Below are 26,091 nucleotides of genomic sequence, written 5' to 3'. Positions count from 1 at the left end.
GCCCTGACACGACGCGGCCCTGCGCCTCCGCCGTCCCGCGCCCCGCGTCCCGCCCCCCAGCGGCCCCCGGTGGTACGGAGCGCGGTATGGACGTCGTCGTGGAACGCTGGAAGCGGAGCCGCCGGCCGGTCGTTCGGAAGGCCGGGCGGCTCCCCGAACCAAGGAGGCCCCATGGCCGGCAACGTCAACCAGCCGCAGCCCGGGCAGGTCACCGCCGATACCTCGCGGCATGCCCTACGGTCGGGCTGGATCGTTCTCGCCGCCGTTCTGATGATCTTCGGCGGAGCCATGGCGATCTTCGAGGGGATCGCCGCCATCGCCAAGGACGACCTGTTCGTCAGAACGGCCAACTACACGTTCCGGTTCAGCCTGACCAGTTGGGGCTGGATCCACCTCATCCTGGGCATCGTCATCCTCCTGGCCGGCTGCGCCCTGTTCACCGGGGCGGTCTGGGCGCGTGCTGTCGGTGTCGTGCTCGCCGGCCTGATCCTGATCGCCAACTTCCTGTGGCTGCCCTACTACCCGTTCTGGGCCATCGTCCTGATCGCCGTCAACATCTTCATCATCTGGGCCCTGTGTGCCGGATCGCTCCGCGAAGCCGGCAGGCCCTGAACCCTGACGAACCGTCCTCGCCGGCCCGTCACCGCCGACGGCGCGCCGCCCCGGAGTGCGCGGCCCGCACGGCGTCACGTCCCGAAGCGGGCGGTGGCGGCGAGGACCTGCCCGAGGACGGCGTCGGCGTCGGCGTCGGCGCCCGCGTCGACGGTCAGTCCGGGTTCGTCGGCGCCCAGCGGCTCCAGGGTGTCGTACTGCGACTCCAGGAGGCCGGCCGGCATGAAGTGCCCGGCGCGCCCGGCGATGCGGGCCCGCGCGACCTCCCGGTCCAGCCTCAGGTACACGAACCGGACGCCCGGGCCGGCGGCGCGGAGGACGTCCCGGTACCCGCGCTTGAGGGCTGAGCAGGTGACGACGCCGCCCGTTCCGAGGCGGGTCGCGTCCCGGATCCAGTCGGCGAGGGCTCGGAGCCACGGCTCGCGGTCCTCGTCGTCGAGTGCGTGTCCCGCCGCCATCTTGGCGATGTTCGCGGCCGGGTGTAAGTCGTCGCCCTCCACGAAGGGCACGCCGCGCCGCTCGGCGAGCAGCCTCCCCAGGGTGGTCTTGCCCGAGCCGGACACGCCCATGATCACGACGATGGCCGGTGCTGGTCCGGATGTCTCCACGGCGGCTCTCCCGGGTTGTGCATGAGCTGGACGGCCCTTGCAGGAGATCATGCGCGCAGTTCCACCGGGGCGGCGCGACGGCGCGGCCGTGCGGGTCCACCCCGGCCCCGGCGGCCCTGCGCCTCCGCCGGCCCTGCGCCTCCGCCGGCCGCACCGAATGGCGGGCCGGGGGTTTGCCCCGGCGGGTGATCGCTGTTGAGATCGCCTCATGAGCATCCCGAACGCGGTGCCCGGCGGCCCCCCGGCCAGGATCCTGCTTCCCTACCCGCTCGCACAGGTGGGCCTGCGCCCGGAGGTGGCGACGGTGGTGTGGGACGGCCGGGGTGACGGCCCGCCCCAGCGGGTGCTCGACGAGGTGGAGTTCTTCGTCGTCCCCTACACCTGCACGTCGGCCGCCGTTCCGCTGCTGGCCCGGATGCCCCGGTTGCGGGTCGTGCAGAGCCTCTCGGCGGGAGTCGAGGAACTGCTTCCCGTCCTGCCGGCGGGTGTAGTGCTCTGCAACGCGAGGGGTGTCCACGACGCGAGCACCGCCGAGCTGGCGGTCACCCTCGTCCTCTCCTCGTTGCGCGGAGTCCCGGGCTTCGTCCGGGCGCAGGACGCCGGTGCCTGGGAGGGCGGCTCGTTCGCGTCGCTCGCCGGGCGTACCGTGCTGGTGGTCGGCCACGGGGCGATCGGTGCGGCCGTCGAGGAGCGGCTCGTGCCCTTCGAGTGCCAGGTTCTGCGCGTGGCCCGCACTGCCCGGACGGCGGCTCGCGGGCCGGTGCACGCTCTCGCCGACCTCCCGGACCTGCTGCCGCGCGCGGATGTCGTGGTGCTGACCGTCCCACTCACCGACGGGACCAGGGGGCTGGTCGACGCGGCTTTCCTCGCCGCGATGAAGGACGGCGCCCTGCTGGTCAACGTGGCCCGCGGGGCCGTCGTGGACACCGGCGCCCTCCTCGCCGAGCTGCAGGGCGGCCGGTTGGCCGCGGCACTCGACGTGACCGACCCCGAACCGCTGCCCGCCGGCCACCCCCTCTGGCGGGCCCCGAACACCCTGATCACACCCCACGTGGGCGGCAACAGCTCCGCCTTCCTGCCCCGGGGCCTGCGCCTGATCCGCACCCAGCTGGAGCGGTTCCTCGCGGGCGGCCCGCTGGAGAACGTGGTGGCCCGGCCGGGTGACTGACCGGCGCCGCGCCCGGCTGCGCGCTGAGCCGTCGGGGGGACAGTCGCGCGTCGTCGGGCGAGCCGTTCCCCGCGCCGCGGGCCGGGCCGACGAGTGTGGTCACCCGGTGCCGGCTTGCGGCCAAGGACGGGAGAGATCAGTGACGTCAGCTGTGGACAAGGGGCGGCGGCCGGTTCCGCCTGTTCTCCGGGGGCAGAAGGCCCTGGTGACCGGTGCGAACTCCGGTATCGGCAAGGCGACGGCGATCGGTCTCGGCCGCGCCGGCGCCGATGTGGTCGTGAACTACGTCTTCGGCCCGGAGGCGGCCGAGGAGGTGGTCGAGGAGATCAAGTCCTACGGGGTGCAGGCCTACGCCCACGAGGCGGACGTCTCCCAGGAGGACCAGGTCGTCGCGATGGTCGACCGGATGGTCGGGGAGTTCGGCACGATCGACATCATGGTGGCCAACGCCGGATTGCAGCGGGACGCCGCCCTCACCGAGATGACCGTCGCCCAGTGGCAGAAGGTGCTGGACGTCAACCTCACCGGCCAGTTCCTGTGCGCCCGGGAGGCCGCCAAGGAGTTCGTCCGCCGGGGCGTCGTGCCGGAGGTCTCCCGTTCGGCCGGGAAGATCGTCTGCATGAGCTCGGTGCACCAGATCATCCCGTGGGCGGGCCACGTGAACTACGCCGCCTCCAAGGGCGGTGTCCTGATGCTGATGCAGACCCTGGCGCAGGAACTCGCCCCGCAGGGGATCCGGGTGAACGCCGTCGCGCCCGGCGCGATCCGCACCCCCATCAACAAGTCCGCCTGGGACACCCCCGGGGCCGAGGCCGACCTCCTGCGGCTGATCCCCTACCACCGGGTCGGCGACCCGGAGGACATCGCCAACGCGGTGACCGTCCTGGCCTCCGACCTGATGGACTACGTCGTCGGTGCCACGCTCTACGTCGACGGCGGGATGACCCTCTTCCCCGGCTTCGCCACCGGAGGCTGACCGCAGGTGGAAGGCCGCCGTGCCCACCACCGTGCGACGCCCGCGGACCGGCCGGCTGATCCGGCCGGCCGTCCCCAGCGCGGTCCGAGGCCTGCCTCCCGCCGCCGGTCCGCACGCCCCCTCCCCGTCCGGTCAACCGGGTGAGCCAGCGGCCACCCGGCACGAGCCACCGAGGCCCGCATGAACACCGCAGCACACCTCCTGGCTGACACCCCCGCACAGCTGCTCCCCGCCCGGGAGTTGATGGCGTTCACCCTCGCCTCCCACATCCTGCTGGTGCCGCTGGGCGTGGCGCTGCCGTTCGTCACCCTGGTGATGCACCACCGGGGGCTGCGCAAGGCCGACCCGACCGCCCTGCTGCTGGCGCGGCGGTGGTCCGCCGTGATGGCCGTCCAGTTCGCCGTCGGCATCGTCACCGGCACCGTGCTCTCGTTCGAGTTCGGACTGCTGTGGCCGGGCATGATGGGCCGCTGGGGGGACGTCTTCGGCCTCGGCTTCGGCGTGGAGGCGTGGGCGTTCTTCCTGGAGGCGATCCTGATCGCGATCTACCTCTACGGCTGGCGCAGGCTGAAGCCGTGGACGCACTTCTGGCTCGGCGTGCCACTGCCGCTGACGGCGCTGATGGGCGCGTTCGGCATCATCGCCGCCAACTCGTGGATGAACACCCCGCAGGGCTTCACCCTCGACGCGAGCGGCAATCCCGTGGACGTCAGCGTCCAACAGGCGGTCTTCACGCCCATGTTCGGCCCCCAGTACTGGCACTTCGTCGTCGCGATGTTCCTCACCGCCGGCTACGTGGTGGCGGGCGTCTACGCGGTCGGCTGGCTGCGCGGCCGCCGGGACCGCTACCACCGCCTCGGCTTCACCGTGCCGTTCACGGCCGCGGCGATCCTCACCCCCGTCCAGTTCATGCTCGGCGACGCCATCGCCCGGGCGGTCTTCCACAAGCAGCCCGTCAAGTTCGCCGCGACGGAGATCGTCTGGAACACCGGCACCCATGTGCCCGAGTACATGTTCGGCCGCCTCCAGGAGGACGGCACCATCAAGGGCGGCCTCAAGATTCCCCAACTGGACTCCATCCTCGCCGGGTTCAGCCCCGACACCCAGGTCACCGGGCTGACCTCGGTGCCCGCCTCCGACCGCCCCACCACGACCCAGGCGACCATCGCGCACTGGGCCTTCGACATCATGGTCACCATCGGCAGTCTGCTGATCCTGCTCGCCCTCTGGTACGGCTGGTGCTGGCTGCGCCGCCGCGACCTGCCCCGCTCCCGGTGGTTCTTCCGGTGCGCCGCGGTGGCCGGTGTGGCCAGCCTGCTGACGGTGGAGTGCGGCTGGATCACCACCGAGGTGGGCCGCCAGCCCTGGATCGTCTACCAGAACATGCGGGTCTCCGAGGCCGTGACCCCCACCGCCGCAGCCTCGCTGTGGACCATGTTCGGGATCATCGTCACGGTCTACGTCCTCGTCTTCGGCGCCTTTCTCACCGTCGTCCTGAAGATGCGCAGTCGTTGGCGGCTCGCCGACTCCGGATCCGCCCCGGCGCTCGCCGAGGGCCCCGAGACGGACACCCCGTACGGTCCGCGTCCGGAGGCGGCCGCGGGCACCCCGGGCAACGGCCGGTCCCCCGGGGGTGAGCTGTGACAGCGAACGTCGTCGCCTGGATCCTGCTGCTCGCGATCGCCGCCTATGCCTGCGGCGGCGGCGTCGACTACGGCGCGGGGTTCTGGGACCTCCTGGCCGGCGGCGCCGAGCGCGGCAAACGCCCCCGCTGGCTGATCGACCACGCCATGGCACCGGTCTGGGAGGTCAACAACGTCTGGCTGATCTTCGTGCTCATCGTGATGTGGACCGGGTTCCCGGTGTTCTTCCAGACGGTGTTCACCGCACTCTGGCTCCCGCTGGCACTGGCCGCCGTCGGCCTGGTCCTGCGCGGCGCCGGGTTCGCGCTGCGCAAGCCCACCCGGCGACTGGCCGAACGCCGGATCTACGGCGCCGTGTTCGCCGTCTCCTCCCTGCTCACCCCGTTCTTCCTGGGCGCCGCCATCGGCGCCGTGGCCTCCGGGCGGGTCGCCCCCGGCACCGTCGCGTCGGCCGACGCCTGGGCCAGCACCACCTCGATCATGGGAGGCCTGATCGCCGTGGCGGCCACCGCCTTCCTCGGCGCGGTGTTCCTCACGGCGGACGCCCGGCGCTTCGAGGCGCACGACCTGGTCGGCTACTTCCGGCTGCGCGCCTGGATCGCCGCCGCCGGCCTGCTGATCCTCGGCGTGATCGGCCTGACCGTGACCGACCCGCACGCCTCGTACGTCCACCACGGGCTCACCCACGGGATCGGGCTGCTGCTCCTCCTGCTCGCCACGGCGGCGCTGGCGGTCACGGCCTGGCTGGTCGCCGGCCCTGCCGCCGGGTGGGCGCGCTACACCTCGGTGGCGGTCGTGGCCCTGCTGGTCGCCGCCTGGGGCTTCGCCCAGAAGCCCTACCTGGTGCCCACCTCGCTGACCGTCCAGCAGGGGGCGGGGGCGAGCGCCCCGCTCCAGTGGATGCTCATCGTCGCGGCCGTCGCCCTGGTCTTCATCGGCCCGGCCCTCGTCGTCCTCTATCGCCTCGACACCCACGGCGTGCTGGAACCGCTGGCCGACGAGGACGTCGCGCGGTGACGGCCACGGCGGGGCCCTCCCGCCCGGCCGGCCGGAGCATCTCGCAGCCCGTCGGGTAGGACCGGCGCGTCCAAGGAGGAGATGTCGTGACATCCAGTCAGATCCTGATCGGCATCGCACTGATCTTCGCCCTTGCCGTCGGCTCCCAGCTGCTGGCGAGCCTGCTGCGGGTGCCGGCGATCCTCCTGCTGCTGCCCGCCGGATTCGTCGCGGGCGCGCTGACCGACGACGTCAATCCCGAGAAGCTGCTGGGCGCCGCCTTCTCACCGCTGGTGTCGCTCGCCGTGGCGGTGATCCTCTACGACGCCGGACTCGGGCTGGACCTGCGCCGGCTCAAGGGGCACACCCGCCGGGTCGTGGTCAGGCTGATCTGGCTCGGTGGCCTGGTCACCTGGATGTCGGCGGCGCTGCTCGCCGTCCCGATCATCAGCATGTCGCTGGGCGCCGCCGTGATGCTGGGCGCGATCCTCGTGGTCAGCGGACCCACCGTGGTCGGGCCCCTGCTGGGCTTCGTCCGCCCGACCGAACGGCTGCAACGCATCCTCGTCTGGGAGGGCTCCCTGATCGACCCGGTGGGCGGCATCCTCGGGGCGTTCGTCTTCCACGGCGTCCTGGCCGCCGAACAGCACGGTCTCGGCAGCCAGGTGGGCATGTTCAGCGGCAGTGCGGCGGTCGGTCTGGCCGGCGGCGCCGTGGGAGCCGCCGTGCTCTGGCTGCTGCTGCACCACCTGCCCCTCGGCGAGGTGCTCGGCACGACGGTGCAGCTCGCCGCGGTGGTCCTGGTGGCGGGGCTCCTCGACGCCTTCCGGGACGACACCGGCCTGATCGCGGCCGTGGTGATGGGGATTGCGCTGGCCAATCTGCCGGGGCTGGACATCCCGGCCCGCCGGGTCTTCTTCGAGACGCTGGTCTCGCTGACCATCGGCCTGCTGTTCATCTCGATCTCGGCCACCGTCACCCCGCAGTCGCTCCGCCACGTGGTTCTGCCCGCCCTCGGCCTCGTCGCGGCCCTCGTCCTGGTGGTCAGGCCGCTGGTGGCGCTGCTCTCCACCGCCCGCACCGACGTCCCCTACCGGGAGCGGTGGTTCATCGGATGGATGGCGCCGCGCGGCATCGTCGCCGCGGCCACCGCGTCCACCTTCTCCGCCGCCCTGGTGCAGGCCGGTGTCGGCGGGGCCCAGAAGATCCTTCCGGCCACCTTCGTCGTGATCGTCGCCACCGTCATGGTCTACGGCCTGACGGCGCTTCCGGTGGCGCGGCGGCTCGTCGTCCGCCGGTCGGCACGGTCGCGGCCGCTGCTGGTCGGGGGCGATCCCTGGGTGGTGGAGCTGGGTGGCGCCCTGCGGTCGGCGGGCCTGGACGTGCTCATGTGGGCAGGACTCGACCAGCAGCGCCGGACCATCAAGGACGCGGGCCTCGAGCTGGCCCCCGGCGAACTGCTCGCCGCCGCCACCGGGGCCCGTGCCGAGCTGGAGGGCATCACCGAGGTGCTCCTGCTCACCGACGAGGACGACTTCAACGCCCTCGCCTTCATGACGCTGAAGGAGACGGTGGAGGGGCCCGTCCACCGCCTGGCGCCGGCCACCCCCAGCCACGGTGTGGTCGCCCCCTACATCGAGAGCGAGGCGCTGTTCGCTCCCGCCCTCAACCGGCCCGAACTGGCCCGCCGGTATGAGGGGGGAGCACGGATCGTCGCCTTCCGGGTCGACGGAGGCCTCCCGGCCGGACACGACGTGCTGTTCCTGGTGAACGCGGACGGCCGGCTCGTCGCCGCGACGGAGACCACCGTGCCGACGCCGACCGGCGGCGACATCGCCGTCCTCCTCACCCCGGCCGCCGGGTCCGCGCCGTAGGCCGGCCCGCGCAGCCCGTCGCGGGAGTGGAGGGACTCGGACCACTCCGGCTCCGGCGGCACGGTCGGTCGCACAGCGCCGTGCACGCCGCTCCCGTGCCCTGTCAGGGGCGCTGGCGGTCGAGGGCCTCGTCCAGCGTGCAGGCGGCGGTGATCAGCGACAGGTGGGTGAACGCCTGTGGGAAGTTGCCGAGTTGCTCGCCGCTGGGCCCCACCTCCTCGGCGAAGAGGCCGACGTGGTTGGCGTAGGTGTGCATCTTCTCGAAGGTGTAACGGGCGGGCCGCAGGCGCCCGGCCCGGGCCAGTGCATCGACGTAGAGGAAGGTGCAGAGGCTGAACGTGCCCTCCGAGCCGCGCAGGCCGTCGGGGGAGGCGGCCGGGTCGTAGCGGTAGACGAGGCTGTCGGACACCAGGGTGCGGTCCATCGCGTCCAGGGTGGACAGCCAGGACGGGTCCCGGGGGGCGACGAACCCGACCCGGGGCATCAGCAGCAGCGAGGCGTCCAGGACGTCGTCCCCGCCGTAGTGCTGGACGTACGCCTGCTGCTCCTCGCTCCAGCCGCGCTCCATGACCTGCAGCAGGATGGTGTCGCGGGCCTTCTTCCAGCGCTCGGTGTCGGCCGGCCGGCGGAATTCTTCGGCCAGCCGCAGGCCGCGGTCGAAGGCCGCCCAGCACATCACCCGGCTGTAGGTGAAGTCCTTCCGCCCGCCGCGGGTCTCCCAGATGCCCTCGTCGGGGCGGTCCCAGGAGTCGGCCAGCCAGTCCAGGCTCTGGGAGAGGACCTTCCAGCCGCGGTAGCCGGCCTGGGCGGCGATCTCCCGGCCCTCGGAGAGCGCGTAGAGCGCCTCACCGTAGATGTCCAGTTGCAACTGGTCGGCGGCCGCGTTGCCGAGCCGCACCGGCGCGGAGCCGCGGTACCCCTCCAGATGGCCGAGGACCTCCTCGGTCAGCAGCGGTTCGCCGTCGACCCGGTACATGATCTGGAGCGGTTCGCCGCCCTTCCCGGACGTCTCGTGCAGGCGGTCGCCCAGCCAGTGCGTGAAGTCCGTCGCCTCCTCGACGAAGCCGAGGTCGAGCAGGGCGCGGACGGAGAGCGAGCCGTCGCGGACCCAGGTGTAGCGGTAGTCCCAGTTGCGCTCGCCGCCGACCTGTTCGGGCAGGCCCATGGTGGCCGCGGCCACCGGTGCGCCGCTGGGAGCGTAGGTGAGCAGCTTGAGGGTGATCGCGGAGCGGTTCACCATGTCCGGCCAGCGGCCGCGGTAGTTGGATCCGTGCACCCACTTCTGCCAGAAGTCGGCCGCGTCCCACAGCTGTCCGGTGATCCCGTCGACGGTGGGGGGCGGCGGCACCTGGCCGTCGGTGTCGCAGACGGTCAGGACGACACCTGCCGATTCGCCGACGTTCAGCGTGACGGAGCCCCGCAGGTCGTCGCCGTCCCGCTCCACCGGGAAGGTGCTCTGGAGGTACGCGCAGACGCCCGGCGCCCGGAAGACGGCTGCCTCGGGCCGCAGGTCCAGTTCGTGGGTGGCGCGGCCGTAGTCGAACCGCGGGCGGCACTCCATCTCGAAGCGCACGCTGCCGCGCACGCTGCGCACCGTCCGGATCAGGGTGTGCCGGTCGGTCGGGGTGCGGCTGGTGTTCGGCGGCATCCAGTCGACCACTTCGCCCACCCCGTCGGGCGACATGAAGCGGGTGACCAGGACGGCGGTGTCCGGGTAGTACAGCTGTTTGCAGGTGGCCTGGGGATTGACGTCCGCGAGCCGGAAGTAGCCGCCGCGGTCGTGGTCGAGCAGGGCGGCGAAGATGCTGGGGGAGTCGAAGCGCGGTGCGGCGAACCAGTCGACGACGCCGCGCGAGGTCACCAGCGCGGCGGTCTGCAGGTCGCCTATGAGGCCGTGCTCGGCTATGGGCGGGTAGCGGTCCATGAGCTTCCCAAGGTCAGAGTGATCCTTTGATTTCACTATCGGCCAGGACGGGCGGACTCGCCCGTTGCGGTGGCCGGCGCCCTCCGTCGAGGGGCCGCGGCGGGAATCCTCGGGCGCCCGCGCGCGGCGATGCCGCGGCGGGCGGGGCCGGGTGGGGGATCCTGCAGGGGCCGGCACCCGGCCGGGAAACCGAAGCCTGTGGAGGTCCGGGGTTGGACATGATCCATGTCCGTGCGGTGAGCCCGCCGGACCTCACCGACCGGGTCGTCGGTTGCCTCGCGGGCTCCCCCTCGGTCCTCAACCTGATCGTGCAGTCCGGTGCGGCGCGCAACCCGGACGGTGACGCCATCGCCTGCGACGTGCTGACCGGCGCGGCGAACGACGTCCTGCGTGCCCTGCGCGCGCTGGACCTGGACAGCCGGGGCTCGATCGTCATCGAGCCCGTGGACGTGGCGTTCGTCGGCGGGGCCGCGGAGGCCGGCACCCGAAAGCTCGGGGCACTCACCCACGCGCCGGTCTGGGACGAGGTCGAGGCACGGATCCGGGCCGAGGGGACGTACGCGCCGAGTTTCTACCTCTACCTGGTCATCGCCGGCCTCATCGGCGCGGTCGGGATCGTCACCAACTCGCAGATCCTGATCGTCGCGGCCATGGTCGTCGGCCCCGAGTACGGGGCCATCGTCAGCATCGCGCTGGGCATCGACCGCCGTGACGGCAGGCGGGTCCGCCAGGGGCTGCGGGCGCTGCTGCTGGGCTTCGTCCTGGCCGTCGTGGTCACCTTCCTGTTCAGCCTCGTGATCCGCGGGTTCGGTTTCGAATCCAAGGCGTTCAGCCTGGGCCTGCGGCCGGTCTCCCAGCTGATCGACACCCCCAACTTCTTCTCGTTCGCGGTGGCGGGGCTGGCCGGCGTCGTCGGCATCGTCTCGCTCAGCGAGGCGAGGACCAGCGCCCTGCTGGGCGTCTTCATCTCGGTCACGACCATCCCGGCGGCGGCGGACATCGCGGTGTCCGTCGCCTTCTCCAGCTGGAGCGAGGCCGGGGGCTCGCTCGTCCAACTGCTGGTCAACATCGTCGTGTTGATCGTGGTGGGCACCTTGACGCTGCGCGGGCAGCGCGGGATCTGGCGCCGGGTCGCCGCCCGGCGCGCACGCCCCGCCCGGCCGCAGAGGCATCCCCGGGCGTGAACTGAGCCGTCCGGATGACGTTCGGGGGATCGCCGGGCGGTCAGGGGCCGGGAAGTGCCGGGCGTGCCCCCGAGCCGTGGTACGACGGCTCCTAGGCCTGTCGACCGACGCGATTCAGGCTGCCGTCCGGTGCTGAGGAGACGATGAGCATGCCGACCACAGCCGTCGGACCGCCCGCCGCCCCGCCGCCGGACCCCCTCGTACTGATCCGGAGCCGCAAGTACGCGGTGCTGCTCGTGATGACGGCGGTTCTCGGCGTCCCGATCTCCGCGATGGCGTTCGGGTTCCTCGCGCTCGTGTCCGAACTGCAGTCGCTGACCTACAGCGATCTCCCCGAAGCGCTGGGCTTCGACGGAACGCCTTCGTGGTGGCCGATCCCGCTGCTCGCCCTGGCCGGACTGCTGGTGGCGCTCGCCATCAGCCGCCTGCCGGGGGAGGGCGGGCACAAGCCGGCCGAGGGGCTGGTCACCAAGGGGGCGCCGACGGCGGCGGAACTGCCCGGTATCGCGCTCGCGGCGGTGGCGTCGCTCGGGGCGGGCGTGGTGCTCGGTCCCGAGGCTCCGCTCATCGCGCTCGGCGGGGGTCTGGCGGTGTTCGCCGTCCGGGCGGTGAAACGGGACGTCCAGCCCAGTTCGGCCGCGGTGCTGGGGGCCGCGGGGAGTTTCGCGGCGGTCAGCACGCTGCTCGGATCGCCGCTGCTCGGTGCGTTCCTGCTGATGGAGGCGGCCGGCCTCGGTGGCGCCATGATGGGTGTCGTTCTGGTGCCGGGCCTCCTCGCGGCCGGCGTCGGCGCACTGATCTTCACCGGCCTCGGCTCCTGGACCGGTCTGGGCACCTACTCGTTGGCCCTTTCGCAGGTGCCGCAGGCCCACCGCCCCGACCTCGCCGGGTTCGGCTGGGCACTCGTCATCGGGGTGGCCTCGGCCGTCCTCGGGGCGGGGATCCACCGTTCGGGCCTGTTCCTTCAGGGCCGGGTCGACCGGAGGCGGGTGGTGCTCACCACCATGGCCGGCGCGCTCGTGGGAGTCGTCGCGCTGGTGTACGCCGAGGGGACGGGCAAGGCGGCGTCGGACGTGCTGTACTCGGGGCAGAGCGCACTCGGGCCGCTGCTGGCCGGTCAAGCCGGGTACACGGCGGGGACCCTGGTCGTCCTGGTGGTCTGCAAGGCGCTCGCCTACAGCCTGTCGCTCGGTGGGTTCCGCGGCGGCCCGGTCTTTCCGTCGATGTTCGTGGGAGCGGCGGGCGGGCTCGCCCTCGCGCACCTCCCCGGACTGGACGTGACCTCCGGGTTCGCGATGGGCGTCGGGGCGCTGTGCGTGGCGATGCTGAAACTGCCGATGACCGCGGTGCTGCTGGCCACCCTTCTCCTCGGATCGGAAGGCCTCACCGTCATGCCGCTGGTGATCGTCGCGGTCGTGGTCTCCTACGTCCTCACGTTCAAGCTCGCCCCCGCCCCCGCCCCTGCGCCGGCCCCCGCGCCGCCGCCGACCGCGGTGTCCCCCTGAATCGTGGTCCGCGATCCGCCCGCTCCACCCCGACCTGGAGGCCGGCCATGTCCCACAGCCCGACCGGGCGGCAGTTCCTCCTGCGCAGTGGTGAGCACAGCGCCGTCGTGGTGGAGCTCGGCGCGGCCCTGGGCCGCTACACGGCGGCCGGGCGCACCGTCCTGGACGGCTTCGCCGCCGACGAGCGGATCACCGGCGGCCGTGGACAGCTCCTGGTGCCCTGGCCGAACCGGATCGGCGGGGGACGGTACCGCTGGAACGACGAGGACCTGCAACTCCCGCTGACCGAGCCGGAGGCGGGCAACGCCATTCACGGGCTGCTGCGCTGGGCCTCGTGGCAGCCGCTGGAACGGGCCGACGACCGCGTCCTGCTCGAGGCCACCGTCTTTCCGCAGCCCGGCTATCCGTTCCACCTCGGCGTCCGCGCGGAGTACGTGCTCGGGGCCCGAGGGCTGGCGGTCACCGTGACCGCGCGCAACCTGGGGGCGGTGGCCGCGCCCTACGGAGTGGGCCAGCACCCCTATCTGACGGTGGGTACGGACCTGGTGGACGATGCGCTGCTGACCCTCCCGGCCCGGGCGTGGCTGCCGGCCGCCGATCCGGGCACTCCCGCGGCGGCCCGGCCCGTGGCGGGCACGCCGTTGGACTTCCGCACGCCGCGCACCATCGGCCCGCAACGGCTGGACACCCCGTTCACCGAACTGGAACGGGACTCCTCCGGGCGGGCCGTGGTACGGCTCGCGCATCCCTCCGGCTCGCACGGCTGTGATCTGTGGCTGGGCGAAGGGGCCGACTTCCTCCAGGTGTACACCGGCGACACGCTCTCCGAGGCGGCCCGGCGCCGGGGCCTCGCGGTGGAGCCGATGTCCTGCCCACCGGACGCGTTCCGTGGCCGGGCCGATCTGGTGGAGCTCGGCGTCGGCGACCTGCACACGTTCCGCTGGGGCCTGACCGCCTGGGACGGAACGGCCTGACGGGCGCCCCAGCCGGGCCCGGCCGGCCGGGGCGCCGGTACCGTTCGCCCCCGCGGTGCGCGGCCGGTCCTGCAGGGCAGTGCGGGGAAGCGCCGCTCAGGCGTACCAGGAAACCTCCGTCAGCCGCGCCCGGCGCGGTATCTCCCTCTCGGGCATCGGGAGCCGGGTGCCGTCCTCGATCAGGACGCTGGTCGGCTCTCCCCGGACCGGGCCGGGCAGTGTCACCCGGGCCTCGATGTGGCGTGGCGGGTCGGTCGGCAGGGTCGTGGCCAGCGACCGCACCTCGGAGTGGTGGCCGTGGATGCGCACCGCCGCAACCTCCTTGCCGTCCACCAGGAGCGCGAGTTCCCGGGGTCCGCCCAGGTGCACGTCGACGGTCACGGAGTAGCCGGCGTGTTCACGGTGGAAGTGGTAGGAACGGCCCATGACCGCCTCCGATCGCGGCGGAATTCTTGCGTCCATCGTGACACCGGCGGGCGGCCGCCGCGAGATCCGGAGGCTGTCGCTACCGGCGAGGACCGGCCGTTGGGAGCCGCGGGGGCCGGCGGGATCGGTGGGAGCCTCGGGCCCGGCCGGGCCGGAGGCGTCCCTACCGGCCGGGCCCGAAAGGTGCGGGGGTGTCGGGCGGTGCGCCCCCGGGGTGCCGTCCTCCGCCGATGCCCTGGGGGTCGGGGGTCCGGGCGTCGGCCCGGCGGGGCGTGTCGCCGAACGCCTGGTCGACCGCGAGGTCGAGGAGGGAGAGTTCGAGGCGGAGGGCGGGCCGGCACTCCTGCGGCAGCGCCGCGAGGAGGCCTTCGAGGAGGGCCCTGAGCCGTCGGCACACCTGGACGGAGGTCGCGCCGTAGTCGCGGATCTCGGTGACGGCGAGTTCCAGGTAGTCCTCCCACGGCCGGCCCGGCAGGACGAGGCGCGGCCGGCCGTGGTCGTCGGCGAGCACGTAGCTGCTGCGGAGCCCGACGCGGCCGACGGTGTAGAGGAACATCTCGATGTGGTTCAGCACCTGGACGGCGGTGGTGGGGTCGTTGACGGCGGGGGAGAGGGCCCGGATGGCGATGTCGACCAGGATGCGCAGGGCGAACGCCGGGTCCTGCTCGATGGTCCGCTCGGCGCCGAGGGCGAGCAGGCCGGTCACCCGGTGGGGATCCGGCGCGGGTGCGCCGCCGTGGATCTCGACCACGGTGGCGCCGGGCGGTACGAAGTCGCCGACGGAGGCGGCCAGGACCAGGACGCAGTCGTGCCGGGCGGCGAGCGCGACCAGGCCGGGCGCGTTGATCGCCTGGATGACGCCGCCGCGTTCCGACCGGATGCGGCCGGCCGGGGAGCCCGGCCGAAGCGCCGGGTCGCGCGCGGCGGAGCTCCGGACGCCCGCCGCGGCGCGGTCGAGGACTCGCTCGCCCAGGCGTCCCACGATGTCGGCGATGGCCACAGGGCGCAGGTTGTGCGTGAAGCGGTTGAGGTAGATCAGCAGGAGGAGGAGGCTGGCCGAGACGGCGATGCCGGCGAGGGTCACGCCGAGGTTGGGCACGGAGTCGGTCTCGATGCTCCGTAGCAGGGTGTAGGCGAACGCGAAGGTGCCGGTGAAGGTGGCCAGGACGGCCTTCTGCAGCCGGTCGCGGTACCAGAGCCGCATGTAGCGGGGGGAGAGTGTGCCGGTGGCCTGCTGGATGACGAGGACGCCGATGGTGACGACGAACCCGAGCAGCGCGATCATCGAGCCGACCACGGAGCTGAGGACGCTGCTCGCGGTCGACGCGGAGTAGTCCCAGGTCTTCGGCAGCCAGGACGCCCCGTCCACGGCGGTCGCCGCCTCGGCCAGGGCGACGCCGAGGACGAGCCCGACCAGCGGGACGATCCACAGGCTGGCCTTGGCGTACTGCCGCAGCCGGAATCGGGCGGCCCAGGACATCATGCGGGGCCCAGCAGGACGGCGGTCTCGTCCGGCCGCGGCGTGATCGCCTGGGCCTCGGTGACCGGGGCCAGGAGGCCGTCGGTGCTGATGACGAAGAGGAGGTCGTGGTCCGGGGGGACGGGCACGGATCCCGGCTGCAGGTGGAAGCGGGCGCCCTGCTCGTAGCGGGCCGCCAGGCGGTGCCGGACGAGGGCGTGGCCGAAGAGGATGTCGCCCCCGGTGTAGGGGGCGACCACGCCGTGGCTGTCCCGCGGCGGGCCCACGCGGTAGACGGGGCCTTCGACGTTGTCCTTGACGACGACGGAGGCGAGCGCGTTGAAGTCGTCGTCGTCGGTGAGCAGGAACACCGCGGTGACGCCCTCCAGACGGGCCCGGGGGTTGGTCGCGGTCGCCAGCATCTCCCCGTGTGCGAGTTCGATGCCGGCCATGGTGATCCGGTCGCGTTCCTCGTCGAGCCCCGCCCACATCAGCACGTCGAGACCGGCCGACTGCAGGGCCTTCCCCAGGCCGATCACCCAGGGTTCGCCGCCGACGAGGAGCGGGCGGGTCCGGCTCGGCCGGACGACCTTGAGCCGTCGCGCCACGGGGGCGGCGGTCAGCGCGTACAGGACGACCGTCCCCACGATCACGAGGAAGGTGATCGGGAGGATCTTCCTGGCGCCGGGCAGCCCCTTCTCCACCAGGGTGGCGGCGAAGGCGGACGCGGTCGAGGCGGCGACGATGCCGCGGGGCGCCATCCAGCCGATGAAGCCCCACTCGCCCGTGGTCAGGTCGGAACCCCGGGCGGCGGCGAAGGCGATGAGCGGCCGGACGACCAGGACGAGGACCGCGATCAGGATCAGGGAGGGGACGAGCACGGGCGTGACGGAGGCGGGGGCGACGGCGGAGGAGATGGAGATGAACAGCAGGCCGATGATCAGCTGGACGAGTGTTTCGAGGAAGGGCCGGCGGGCCGGCATGTCCAGGCCGGGGAGGTTGGTGACGGCGAGTCCGGTGACGATCGCGGCGATCAGGCCGGTGTCGTCGCGGGCGATGTCGCAGCCCGCGGAGACGAGGACCACGGTCGCCAGCTGGGCCAGGGTGCCGAGCGTCTCGCCGAGCCGCAGCTTGCGCAGCGCCAGCCAGAGGATGACGGTGCCCACCGCGCCGCCGGCGAGGCCGACGGCCATGCTGAGGAGGAACTGTCCGAACTGGTAGCCCCGGCCGATGTCGACCCGGCCGGTGGTGGCGACGGCGTGGAAGACGACGGCGCCGAGGATGCCGCCGATCGGGTCGGTCAGCGTCCCCTCCCAGATGAGGATGCGCCGCAGCCGGTCCGTCGGCCGGACGTACTCCAGCAGGGGGCCGACCACGGTGGGGCCGGACACCACCAGGATCACGGCGATCATGGCAGCGACCCTGAGCGGGATACCGAACAGCGCCGGGCCGACGGCGCAGACGGCGAAGAAGGTGGCCAGGATGCCGATGACCAGCAGCTTGACCACGATCCCGCGGGTGCGGCCGGTGAGGTTGCGCAGGTTCAGTCCGAGGCCGGCGTCGTAGAGGATCACGGCGACGGACAGCGACACCAGTGCGGGGAAGTCCGGACCGACGAGCTTCGCGGGGTGGATGACGTCGGTCAGCGCGCCTGCGGTGAACCCGACCGGCAGCAGCACGATCAGGGCGGGGACCCGCAGCTTGTTCGCCAGGACCTGGGAACCCGTGGCGAGGGCCACGGTCAGGGCGATGCCAAGGAGGATGTCCTCGTCGGACACGGCGGCCGCTCTCCTCACGACGTCGGGGTCTACGGGATCAAACCGCGTCCCGCCGGGCCCGTACTCGCCCATCGCGGTCGGACACGGCAGCGGCCACCCGATCGGCCCTGCCCGCGCCCGGACACCCGGGACGTGACCGCCGCCGGGAGGCCTCCCGGTCTCGGCCGAGCGCCGCCCGGCCGGGACGGGCAACACCGCACGGGACCGCGACGGGCCGGTCCGGTGCCGGGGAGGCGTGCGCGGCCGCGCAGGCGGTGTCGTGCCGCGTGCGGTGCGTGGCGAATAGGGTGGGGCCGTCGATGATCACCCGTCCCCCCGTCCCCCGTCACCACAGGAGAGCCGATGAGTCCGATCCCCGTCCTCGATGCCCCGTTGCCGGTCGGGGTGATCGGTCTCGGCGACATCGCCCAGAAGGCGTATCTGCCGGTGCTGGCGGCGCTGCCGGGTCTCGACCTGCGTCTGATGACCCGGGACCGGGCCAAGCTCGACCGGATCGGCGACGCCCACCGCATCGATCCCGGCAAGCGGTTCACCGACCTCGGCGAGCTGATCGCGGGCGGAGTCCGGGCCGCGTTCGTCCACGCGGCAACGGACCAGCACGTCCCGATCGTGGAGCAGCTGCTGACCGCCGGCGTCGACGTCTACGTGGACAAGCCGCTCGACTACACGCTGGACGGTTCCCGCCGGCTGGTCGACCTCGCGGACCGCACGGGCCGCTCGCTGATGGTGGGCTTCAACCGCCGTCATGCGCCCGGTTACGTCCAGGCGCTGGAGCGGCCGCGCGACCTGATCGTGCTGCAGAAGAACCGGGAGGGCCTGCCGGAGGCGGCGAGGCCGATGGTTTTCGACGACTTCATCCATGTCGTGGATGTCCTGCGATTCCTGGTGCCCGGTGAGGTGGAGCACGTGGACGTCCGCTCCCGGGTACGGGACGGCCTGGTGGAGCACCTCGTCCTCACCCTCGCCGGTGAGGGGTTCACGGCACTGGGCATCATGAACCGGGTGAGCGGCTCCACCGAGGAGATCCTCCAGGTCTCGGGCGGGGACTCCAAGCGCGAGGTCCACAATCTGGCCGAGGTGATCGATCACCGGGGCCAGCCGACGATCCGCCGCCGCGGCGACTGGGTGCCGGTGGCCCGTCAGCGCGGCATCGAGCAGGTCGTGCTCACGTTCCTGGACGCCGTCCGCACCGGAAAGACCCTCGACGCCCGTGACGCGCTGCGCACCCATGAGCTGTGCGAACTGATCGTGGAGCGCATCGAGGCGGCCTGAGGCACGGGCCTGCGGGGTGCCCCGTGCCTCGCCTGCGCGGAACCCCGGCGCAGCGGGGTGCGACGGGCCCGGCGGCTGTGCTGCTGTGGTTGAGGTGATTCGGCTGAGGTGCTTCTAGGGGGCGGGGGTGGGGGCCTGGACGGGGGGACCGGTGAGGAGGGTGCCGGTCTCGGAGTAGGGCCAGCCGTTCGGCACGCAGTCGTGCAGTCCCTTGATCTGCTGCATCATCACCGGTGCCGGCTGGCCCGGACCGGGGCAGTCGACGTGGCCGAGGCCGAGTACGTGGCCGACCTCGTGGTTGACGGCGAGTGCGTGGTAGAGGTCGGGTCGGCCGGTGTAGTACTCGGTCAGCTCGGTCCAGCGCTTGAGGTTGATGACCACCTGGTGGCCCACGCCGCAGTTCACCCAGCCGCCGGTGTCCAGCCCGTACTGGCCGCAGATCCGGTCGGTGGTCTCCGGGGTGGCCAGGTAGACGGTGAAGTCCACCGGGTCGGCGGGCATGCGCTGGAAGGACCGGGTGCCGTCCGCGGCCCAGCCGCGCTGGACGTTGCCGAGGACGGTGTCGACCTCGGCGGCGAACTGTTCGGGGCTCTCCTTGATTCCGTTCTCGGCACGCACCTTGTAGCGGAGGAGCTGTTCGCCGGTGCCGAAGCGGGGGGAGCCGCCGGTGGCCGTCGTGAACTCCATCGGCTTCTGCCGGCGGGCGGGGGCCGGGCTCCACGGTTGCCACCACAGCAGGCCGGCGGTCACGGCGGCGACCACCACGATGGCGAGCGCGCCTTGCCAGGCTCTCCGCCGGCCGGTCCGGTCGCCCGCGGGATCATGAGGGGAGGCTTCGTCGCGCCGGGATCCGGCGAAGACCCTCACTGGCTGGTCCCCGTGGCGGGGCGGCCGTACGACCGGTGGGCGGGCTTCCGGTGGGCGGGCTGGGGCACGTGGGGCCTCGGGGGGACGGTGGCGGCCGCGCGGGGGCGGGCTGGGGCCTGGATGGACATGGTGGTGCGATAACTCCTGTACGAGGATCGTACTGGTGCACGATTATGTAGGTAATCGGTTATGTAGGTAATAACGGGTCGAGGTGGACCACCGGTTCAGGCGACCGCGGGACCGGGTGGCGCCGGGCTCCGGGGAGCTGCGTCCGCGGGCGGCGTCGCGGGATCGCTTCCGGAGCCGGCCGTGGTGCGCGGTACCGTGGACGTTCACGGTTGCCGGATGCGAAACGGACGGGCGATGCGCGCAGGCCAACGGCGGGACGAGCGGGTGGCCCTCGGGCTCCCGGTGCCGCCGCGCGCGGCGTTCCGCCCGCCGGCCGCCGCCCACCGAGCTGTCGCCGGGGGCCGGGGCCGTGGCGCCGCGCTCGTGCGGCGCCGCTGGATCGACGGGGTCGGCTCCCCGACCGGACTCTGTCGCCCGTAACGGTCCGCCGCCCACGCCGTCATGGGACTCCACCGGTGTGCGAGCCCGTTCCCAAGGGGTCCGCACGCTCGTACGCCCGTCGGTTGCGCTCCGTCGCCGCCGGCTCCGGCCGGGACCGGGGCACGCCGCCGCCGAAGGAGCGAGAAGCATCGAGATCGAGGAACGGCTTCGCATGTCCCAGTACCCCGCGCTCACCCCCGACGGCGTCACGGACGGCGCCACGGGCGGTGCCGTGTACCGCCGCGTCCTGGGTGACCCGGCCGGCTCCCCGGACAACCCGGTCCACATCCTGGACAACCCGGCCCGCGCCGCCCTGCTCGGCCCCCACGCGCACCTTGCCCGGCGGCGGGGCGACGTCCTGTGCTACCCCGCCGACGTGTCGCCGTTCCTGGCCCTTCCGGACCGGCCGGACCGGCAGACCTGGCGGAACGTGGCGGCGCTGTGCGGCCCCGGCTTCGTCCTCGTCGCCACCGGCTCGCCGACCGCGGTGCCGGCCGGCTGGGAGATCCTCGTGCAGGGCCCCGGTGTCCAGCTGGTGGACGACGGCGTCCGCGCCGCGCCCGACGAGGAGGCCGTCCGGCTGGGCCCCGCCGACGTGCCGGAGATGCTGGCGCTGGTGGAGCAGGCGCGGCCCGGCCCGTTCCTGCCCCGCACCGTCGAACTCGGCCGTTACCTGGGCATCCGGCGCGGCGGCGCGCTGGTCGCGATGGCCGGGGAGCGCCTGCGCCCGCCGGGCTGGACCGAGATCAGCGCGGTCTGCACGGCCGAGTCCCACCGCGGGCAGGGCCTGGCGCCCCGGCTCGTGCGGGCGGTCGCGGCCGGGATCCGCGAGCGCGGCGACACACCGTTCCTGCACACCGCCGCCGACAACACCACGGCGATCCGGCTCTACGAGTCGCTGGGGTTCCGGCCGCGCCGGCAGGTCATGTTCCTGGGCCTGAACGTCCCCGGTGGGGAGTGCGCCGTGTGACCGCGTCCCCACTGGACGCCTGGGGACCCGTTCCGGCCCCGGGGGCCGGGAGATGAAGTGTCCGACGGCCGCACGGTAGCGTTACGTGGAGGTGGCATGTACGCTGCGTGTCGCTGGCTGAACAGCATGCGGGCCTGGCAGCGACTCCGTGGGGGAAGTCACGTCCAGGCCCGGCCGCCAGTCGGGGCCCGGTTGCGCTCGTGGGGAGTTCCAACCGGGCCCGTTGACGGGCTATCCACGGTATGCCCGGTCGGACGGGGTTTCAGTCATGCCAACTCTCCGGCGGGGGCACATTGTGGACGGACCGTCAGTCGGCGGTCGGCCCGGCCATGTTCTTGGTGAGCCACTCCAGGGTGTTCGGGATCATCTTCTTGAAGTCCGAGGTGAGGTGCTGGCCGCCGGGCTGCTCGTAGTAGTCGATCTTCAGTGGCGGGACGGCCTTGGCGACCCAGTCCTTGACCAGCTTGACCTCGGGCGGGGTGGCGCCGGCCGCGGTGGCGAGCATCCGTACGTCCGCCTTGCCCTGCGAGACCATGGCGTTCGGGCTGTTGGCCTGGCGCTCCGCCTCGTGCCCCTTCCAGAGCGGCGAGTCCGGGGCCCAGTAGCCGTCGACCGGAACCGCGACCCCGAACGTCTCCGGGTGCTGCAGGGCGAGCTTGGCGCTGCAGAAGGCGCCGGTGGAGGCGCCCATCACGCCCCAGCCGTCCCGGTTCTTCAGGGTGCGGAAGTTGGCCCGGATGAAGGCGGGTATGTCCTCGGCCAGCCAGGTGCCCATCTTGGGCTGGCCCGGGATGTCGCTGCACTCCAGGGCCTTGTGCTCGTCGGGGTCCAGGTTCTGCACCGGCATGATCATGATGAACGGGTGGGCCGTGCCGGCCTTCGTCATCTCCACGTCGGCCGCCTGGATGGGCAACTGGTTGTCCGTGTAGGTGTTGTAGCCGGCGCTCTGGCCGCCGGAGAAGAGCACGATGACGGGGAAGCCGGTCCTGGCGTACTTGGGGTCGTTGTACTCGGGCGGCAGCCAGACCCAGACCTTTCCCGACACGCCGGACTTCGCACCGGTCAGGGTGGTCACGGTGATCGGCCCGGCGGTGGTGTCCCTGGCCTTGCCGAGCGTCGTGGTCGGGCCGGTGGGCATGGCCACCTTGCTGCCGGCCGCGGGGGCGGTGGGTGCTGCGGACGCGGTGCCGGCGGCGGCCGGGCCGGTGACGGTACCGGCGTCCTTCGCCGCGTCGCCTCTGCCGCCGTCGCCGCCGGAGCAGGCGGCCAGCGATGTGGCCAGGACGAGCGCGGTGGTACCCGTCAGAAGGGCACGGAAGCGAGGAGACGGCGGTTGCACGGTGAGAACTCTCCGACCAGTGTGACGTCCGGTCCGCGGAGCCGGACGGCGGCCCCGGGCGGGACCGGCACGCGACCGGGGGCGGCCGTACCTGCACACCCCCGGATGGCGCACCGCCCCGGCCGGGGAGGTGCGCCATTATGTGATCTTAGGACGTGATCACTGGCTCGTCGGTTGCACAGACGGTCGGGAGTCGGGCGAGCCCGTGAGGGGTCGGTGAGGGGTCCGTGAGGACGGCCGGGCGCCGGCGGGCTCAGGCGCCCTTCGCCGCGGAGATCCGCTCACGCCACCACGCCACCGTCGCCCCGAACTGCTCCTCGACCGGGGTGGCGCGCACGGCGAAGGCGGACTCGTAGGCGGCCGAGTCCATCACGAACGGACGGTCGAACTGGTAGCGGACCTCGCGCAGTTCGCGGATCAGGGGCGAGAAGAGCGAGGCCAGGGCCAGGGCCGCCGCCGGCATCCTCCGCACCGCCACCGGGCCGGACCCCGCCTCCGCGGCGAGCCGGCCGACCATCTCCCGGCTCGACAGTGCGGGGGCCGTGGGCACGTGCCAGGCCCGGCCCCAGGCCCGCTCCTCACCTGCGACCTCGGCCAGCGCCCGGGCCACGTCGGGGAGGTAGCTCCAGCTGTGCGGAGCATCCGGGTCGCCCAGTACGGTGACGGGCCTGCCGTTCAGTACGCGCGGCACGACCCGCGAGGCCAGGTGGCCGCCGTCGGTCACACCGGGGCCGAAGAAGTCCGAGGCACGCACCTCGACCGCCCTGATGCGGCCCGCCTCGTGCAGGGCCCGCGCCTGCTCCCAGACCGCGGCCCGGACCCGCCCCTTCGGGCCGGTCGCCGCGAGCGGCAGGCCCTCGGTGAGCGGGCCGTCCACCGGGCCGTAGCCGTAGAGGTTGCCCAGGCCCACCAGGACGGCCCCGGTCTCCTCGGCCGCCGCGCAGAGCGCCGAGGCCAGCGGCGGCCACTCGGCCGCCCAGCGGTGGAGGGGCGGCGCGGCGCAGCCGTAGACCGCCGCGGCGCCGCGCGCGGCCCCGGCCAGCTGTCCGGCGGCCGCCGCGTCCAGCGCCACATGCTCGATGCCGGGCTCCGCCGGACGGCCCGACCTGGTGACCACACGTACCGAATGCCCCTGGCCGGCCAGCAGCCGAGCAGTGGCCGCCCCCGCGGGCCCGTATCCGACAACCACATGAAGACTCACCGTCACAGCCTAGTCCGGGCCCGGGAGGCGGGTGACACGGGCATGGCGGGGGCTCCTGCCGGGCACCGCGCCGGCTGTTCCGCAGGGGCACCCGTGCCGGCTGTTCCACCGGGGCAACCGCGTCGGCCGCGCCTTCGGGCCGACCGCGTCGGCGGGGCGGAGGCGGGGCCCCGGCGCGCGCGGCCCCGGCGCTCCAGGGGCGTCGGCGGCCGGGTTGCTGACAGCGTCCTGATGTCGCGTCAGGATGGCCGGATGTCTGACGAACTGAGCACACCGCGCCGGATAGCCGACGACTACGTCGCCCGGATCGCCGCGCTCGATCCGGTGCTGGCGACGAGGCTCGGCCGGCAGCCGGGCGACGACCGGCAGCCGGACCTGTCACCCGAGGGCTTCGCGGCCCTCGCCGGCCCCGCCCGCGAGGCGCTGGCCGCGCTCGACGGCGCCGAGCGGCACCGGCGGGCCTGGGCGGACACGGCCGACCGGGCCTGCGCCCGGCTGCTGCGCGAGCGTCTGGTCGCGGAGCTGGCCGTGTACGACGCCGGCGACCACTACCGCCGGCTGCGCAACGTCAATTCGCCCGTGCACCAGGTGCGGAGCATCCTCACCATGATGCCCATGGCCACCGACGAGGACTGGGCCTCGGTGGCCGGGCGGCTGCGCAACCTGCCCGGCGCGCTGGACGGCTACCGGGCGACCCTGGCGGAGGGAATCGGCCGCGGGCTGCTCTCGGCCCCGCGCCAGGCCCGGGCGGTCGTCGACCAGCTCGCCGCCTGGACCGGCCAGGCCGACGGCGGGGCAGGCTGGTTCACCGGGTTCGTCGCCGCCGGGCCCGAGCGGCTCAGGTCCGAGCTGGAGGCCGCCGCAGCCCAGGCGACCGCCGCCGTCGCCGGATTCCGCGACTGGCTGCGGCACACCTACCTGCCCGCCGCCGACGGCACCCCGGGACGCCGTCGGCCGCGAGCGCTACCTGCGGTCGGCCCGCTGGGCCAAACGGCGCGGACGTCGACGTGGCCGAGGCGTACACCTGGGCATGGGACGAGTTCCACCGCACGGCCGCCGAGATGCGCGCCGAGGCCGGCCGCGTCCTGCCGGGCGCCTCCGTCCGTGCCGCCATGGACCACCTGGACCGGCACGGGCACACGATCGAGGGCGAGGAGGCGATCCGGGCCTGGCTCCAGGAGATCACCGACGAGGCGATCGAGGCCCTGCACGGCACCCACTTCGACATCTCCGGCCCGCTGTGCCGGGTGGAGACGGTGATCGCGCCGCCGGGCAGCTCGGTGGCGCCGTACTACGCCGGCCCCAGCCTGGACTTCAGCCGGCCGGGCCGGGCCTATCTGCCGACCCTGGGCCAACGCACCTTCCCCACCTGGGAGATCGTCAGCACCTGGTACCACGAGGGCGTCCCCGGCCGCCATCCGTGATCTTGCGTGGGTATCCCCGGCTTCAGCCGGGGAGGGAAACGCATCCTTGTCTCGGAGGCGCGATGCGCCGGAGGTCTCTGCGCCGAGGTGACGGTCAGACAGGCCGTTTCTGGCCTTCGATGTACTGCCGGATGATGCTGAGCGGTGCGCCGCCGCACGATCCGGCGAAGTAGGAGCGGGACCAGAAGACGGAGCCGAGGCCGATGCGGTTGATGTGGCCGGTGTACTCGGCGCGCAGGTACCGCGAGCTGACGCCCTTGAGGCTGTTGATCAGCTTCGAGAGGGCGACCTTCGGCGGATGGTGCACCAGGAGATGGACGTGATCGGCCTCGCCGTTGAACTCCCGTAGCTCGGTCTCGAACTTGTCGCAGACCTCGCGCATGATCTCCTCGCACCGTTTGAGCATCGCGTCATCGAAGACGCCCTTGCGGTACTTTGTGACGAACACCAAGTGTGCGTGCAGGTTGTAGGCGACATGGCGACCAGTACGGATATCGGGATTCGGCTCCCAGCGTGGTGACATACCCCAAGCGTAGTATGATCGATCGTCAGACCGGGAGGGGGTGGGCCGGGTGATTCGTGCGTACAAGTTCCTCATGCGGCCCACCATGGGCCAGGCGCAGGCGCTGGCCGAGATGCTGCGGGATCACTGCTCGCTGTACAACGGGGCGTTGCAGGAACGCCGTGACGCCTACCGGCACGTCTCGAAGACGTCCGTGAAGTACGGGATGCAGTCCGCGCAGCTCAGGGAGATCCGGGCGTTCGACCGGGAGCGTCAGGGCCGGTGGTCGTTCTCCTCGCAGCAGGCGACGCTGCGGCGTCTGGACAGGGCGTTCGCGGCGTTCTTCCGCCGGGTGAAGGCCGGCGAGACGCCCGGTTACCCGCGCTTTCGCGGGGTGAACTGGTTCGACACGGTGGAGTTCCCGAAAGACGGGGACGGGTGCCGGTGGGACTCCACCCCGCACGACCCGGTCACGCGCGTCCGTTTCCAAGGGGTCGGGCATATTAAGGTCAACCGGCACCGTGCCGTGGCCGGCAGGGTCAAGACGGTCTCGGTCAAGCGTGAGGGCAAGCGCTGGTACGTGGTGCTGGCCGCCGAGCAGGGCGAGCCGAAGCCGCTGCCCGCGACCGGGTCCGTGGTCGGGATCGACCTGGGCATAGCGAACTTCCTCGCCGACTCGAATGGCGGCTTCGTTCCCAGCCCGCGCCACGGCCGGAGCGCTGCCGCGAAGCTCGAAGCCGCGCAGCAGGCTCTGGCCCGGTGCAAGCGGCGCGGCAACCGCCGCCGAAAGGCCGCGGGCAAGGTCGCGGATCTGCACCGCAAGGTGCGCCGTCAACGGCT

The 26,091-nt window shown here is 72.9% G+C and carries 22 protein-coding genes and 1 pseudogene; 14 read left to right on the top strand and 9 right to left on the bottom strand.

Annotation, left to right across the window (positions count from 1 at the left end):
• The first annotated feature begins 171 nt into the window (after positions 1-171).
• Positions 172-612, top strand: coding sequence for a DUF7144 family membrane protein (locus ACZ5WK_RS13920; protein WP_465547559.1), 441 nt, complete (start codon positions 172-174; stop codon positions 610-612).
• Between the two features lie 74 nt (positions 613-686).
• On the opposite strand, the gene ACZ5WK_RS13915 is transcribed toward ACZ5WK_RS13920, so the two are convergent.
• Positions 687-1,181 (bottom strand): gluconokinase, encoded by a 495-nt coding sequence (locus ACZ5WK_RS13915; protein WP_465547669.1) that lies wholly within the window; start codon positions 1,179-1,181, stop codon positions 687-689.
• A 247-nt stretch (positions 1,182-1,428) separates the two neighbouring features.
• On the opposite strand from ACZ5WK_RS13915, the gene ACZ5WK_RS13910 reads away from it, so the two are divergent.
• From ACZ5WK_RS13910 to ACZ5WK_RS13890, 5 genes are all read left to right on the top strand, one after another.
• Positions 1,429-2,388: a 2-hydroxyacid dehydrogenase gene (locus ACZ5WK_RS13910; protein WP_465547558.1), complete on the top strand. Its 960-nt coding sequence runs from the start codon at positions 1,429-1,431 to the stop codon at positions 2,386-2,388.
• Between the two features lie 151 nt (positions 2,389-2,539).
• Positions 2,540-3,364, top strand: coding sequence for an SDR family oxidoreductase (locus tag ACZ5WK_RS13905; RefSeq protein WP_465547668.1), 825 nt, complete (start codon positions 2,540-2,542; stop codon positions 3,362-3,364).
• A 180-nt stretch (positions 3,365-3,544) separates the two neighbouring features.
• Positions 3,545-5,008, top strand: coding sequence for a cytochrome ubiquinol oxidase subunit I (locus ACZ5WK_RS13900; protein ID WP_465547557.1), 1,464 nt, complete (start codon positions 3,545-3,547; stop codon positions 5,006-5,008).
• Complete coding sequence (locus ACZ5WK_RS13895) at positions 5,005-6,024, top strand: cytochrome d ubiquinol oxidase subunit II (RefSeq protein ID WP_465547556.1); 1,020 nt, start codon at positions 5,005-5,007, stop codon at positions 6,022-6,024. Before ACZ5WK_RS13900 ends, ACZ5WK_RS13895 begins: the two co-directional genes overlap by 4 nt.
• An 86-nt stretch (positions 6,025-6,110) precedes the next feature.
• Positions 6,111-7,877 carry a cation:proton antiporter gene (locus ACZ5WK_RS13890; RefSeq protein ID WP_465547555.1) on the top strand — a complete coding sequence of 589 codons (1,767 nt, stop codon included), beginning with the start codon at positions 6,111-6,113 and terminating at the stop codon, positions 7,875-7,877.
• 103 nt (positions 7,878-7,980) lie between these two features.
• Here the strand turns inward: ACZ5WK_RS13890 and ACZ5WK_RS13885 are convergent, their stop codons facing one another.
• A complete protein-coding gene (locus ACZ5WK_RS13885) occupies positions 7,981-9,801 on the bottom strand; it encodes a glycoside hydrolase family 15 protein (protein WP_465547554.1) in 1,821 nt (606 codons plus the stop codon).
• Between the two features lie 212 nt (positions 9,802-10,013).
• On the opposite strand from ACZ5WK_RS13885, the gene ACZ5WK_RS13880 reads away from it, so the two are divergent.
• From ACZ5WK_RS13880 to ACZ5WK_RS13870, 3 genes are all read left to right on the top strand, one after another.
• Positions 10,014-10,985 carry a DUF389 domain-containing protein gene (locus ACZ5WK_RS13880; RefSeq protein WP_465547553.1) on the top strand — a complete coding sequence of 324 codons (972 nt, stop codon included), beginning with the start codon at positions 10,014-10,016 and terminating at the stop codon, positions 10,983-10,985.
• A 149-nt stretch (positions 10,986-11,134) separates the two neighbouring features.
• Positions 11,135-12,490: a chloride channel protein gene (locus ACZ5WK_RS13875; RefSeq protein WP_465547552.1), complete on the top strand. Its 1,356-nt coding sequence runs from the start codon at positions 11,135-11,137 to the stop codon at positions 12,488-12,490.
• 47 nt (positions 12,491-12,537) lie between these two features.
• Positions 12,538-13,464 (top strand): aldose 1-epimerase family protein, encoded by a 927-nt coding sequence (locus ACZ5WK_RS13870; RefSeq protein ID WP_465547551.1) that lies wholly within the window; start codon positions 12,538-12,540, stop codon positions 13,462-13,464.
• Between the two features lie 96 nt (positions 13,465-13,560).
• Here the strand turns inward: ACZ5WK_RS13870 and ACZ5WK_RS13865 are convergent, their stop codons facing one another.
• The 3 genes from ACZ5WK_RS13865 to ACZ5WK_RS13855 all read right to left on the bottom strand — a co-directional run bounded on the left by ACZ5WK_RS13865 (position 13,561) and on the right by ACZ5WK_RS13855 (position 17,127).
• Positions 13,561-13,890, bottom strand: coding sequence for a hypothetical protein (locus ACZ5WK_RS13865; RefSeq protein WP_465547550.1), 330 nt, complete (start codon positions 13,888-13,890; stop codon positions 13,561-13,563).
• A gap of 163 nt (positions 13,891-14,053) precedes the next feature.
• Positions 14,054-15,373, bottom strand: coding sequence for a DUF2254 domain-containing protein (locus ACZ5WK_RS13860; RefSeq protein ID WP_465547549.1), 1,320 nt, complete (start codon positions 15,371-15,373; stop codon positions 14,054-14,056).
• On the bottom strand, positions 15,370-17,127 hold the full coding sequence (locus ACZ5WK_RS13855; RefSeq protein ID WP_465547548.1) for a cation:proton antiporter: 1,758 nt from the start codon (positions 17,125-17,127) through the stop codon (positions 15,370-15,372). The genes ACZ5WK_RS13860 and ACZ5WK_RS13855 overlap by 4 nt, the downstream gene beginning before the upstream one ends.
• A 372-nt stretch (positions 17,128-17,499) precedes the next feature.
• On the opposite strand from ACZ5WK_RS13855, the gene ACZ5WK_RS13850 reads away from it, so the two are divergent.
• Positions 17,500-18,399, top strand: a complete 900-nt coding sequence (locus ACZ5WK_RS13850) for a Gfo/Idh/MocA family protein (RefSeq protein ID WP_465547667.1) — start codon at positions 17,500-17,502, stop codon at positions 18,397-18,399.
• 114 nt (positions 18,400-18,513) lie between these two features.
• On the opposite strand, the gene ACZ5WK_RS13845 is transcribed toward ACZ5WK_RS13850, so the two are convergent.
• A complete protein-coding gene (locus ACZ5WK_RS13845; RefSeq protein WP_465547547.1) occupies positions 18,514-19,164 on the bottom strand; it encodes a DUF3152 domain-containing protein in 651 nt (216 codons plus the stop codon).
• An 823-nt stretch (positions 19,165-19,987) separates the two neighbouring features.
• Here ACZ5WK_RS13845 and ACZ5WK_RS13840 point away from each other — a divergent pair.
• Entirely contained in the window at positions 19,988-20,785 is a 798-nt protein-coding gene (locus tag ACZ5WK_RS13840) for a GNAT family N-acetyltransferase (RefSeq protein ID WP_465547546.1), read from the top strand.
• 307 nt (positions 20,786-21,092) lie between these two features.
• Here the strand turns inward: ACZ5WK_RS13840 and ACZ5WK_RS13835 are convergent, their stop codons facing one another.
• Positions 21,093-22,124 (bottom strand): alpha/beta hydrolase, encoded by a 1,032-nt coding sequence (locus tag ACZ5WK_RS13835; protein WP_465547545.1) that lies wholly within the window; start codon positions 22,122-22,124, stop codon positions 21,093-21,095.
• A gap of 253 nt (positions 22,125-22,377) precedes the next feature.
• Entirely contained in the window at positions 22,378-23,325 is a 948-nt protein-coding gene (locus tag ACZ5WK_RS13830; RefSeq protein WP_465547544.1) for an NAD-dependent epimerase/dehydratase family protein, read from the bottom strand.
• Between ACZ5WK_RS13830 and ACZ5WK_RS13825 the strand changes: the two are divergent.
• Together ACZ5WK_RS13825 and ACZ5WK_RS13820 are read left to right on the top strand one after the other, a co-directional pair.
• Positions 23,251-24,213 (top strand): annotated as a pseudogene (locus ACZ5WK_RS13825) (DUF885 family protein); the annotation flags it as partial. The gene ACZ5WK_RS13830 and the pseudogene ACZ5WK_RS13825 overlap by 75 nt on opposite strands.
• Before the next feature lie 119 nt (positions 24,214-24,332).
• A complete protein-coding gene (locus ACZ5WK_RS13820; RefSeq protein WP_465547543.1) occupies positions 24,333-24,749 on the top strand; it encodes a DUF885 family protein in 417 nt (138 codons plus the stop codon).
• A gap of 94 nt (positions 24,750-24,843) precedes the next feature.
• Here the strand turns inward: ACZ5WK_RS13820 and tnpA are convergent, their stop codons facing one another.
• Positions 24,844-25,272 (bottom strand): IS200/IS605 family transposase, encoded by a 429-nt coding sequence (tnpA, locus tag ACZ5WK_RS13815; RefSeq protein WP_465547542.1) that lies wholly within the window; start codon positions 25,270-25,272, stop codon positions 24,844-24,846.
• 49 nt (positions 25,273-25,321) lie between these two features.
• Here tnpA and ACZ5WK_RS13810 point away from each other — a divergent pair.
• Positions 25,322-26,091: RNA-guided endonuclease InsQ/TnpB family protein (locus ACZ5WK_RS13810; protein WP_465547541.1), on the top strand; the 770-nt coding region annotated here is incomplete at its 3' end.

The organism is Kitasatospora sp. NPDC032757, assembly GCF_055579305.1.
This window is presented reverse-complemented; position numbering and strand designations above follow the sequence as displayed.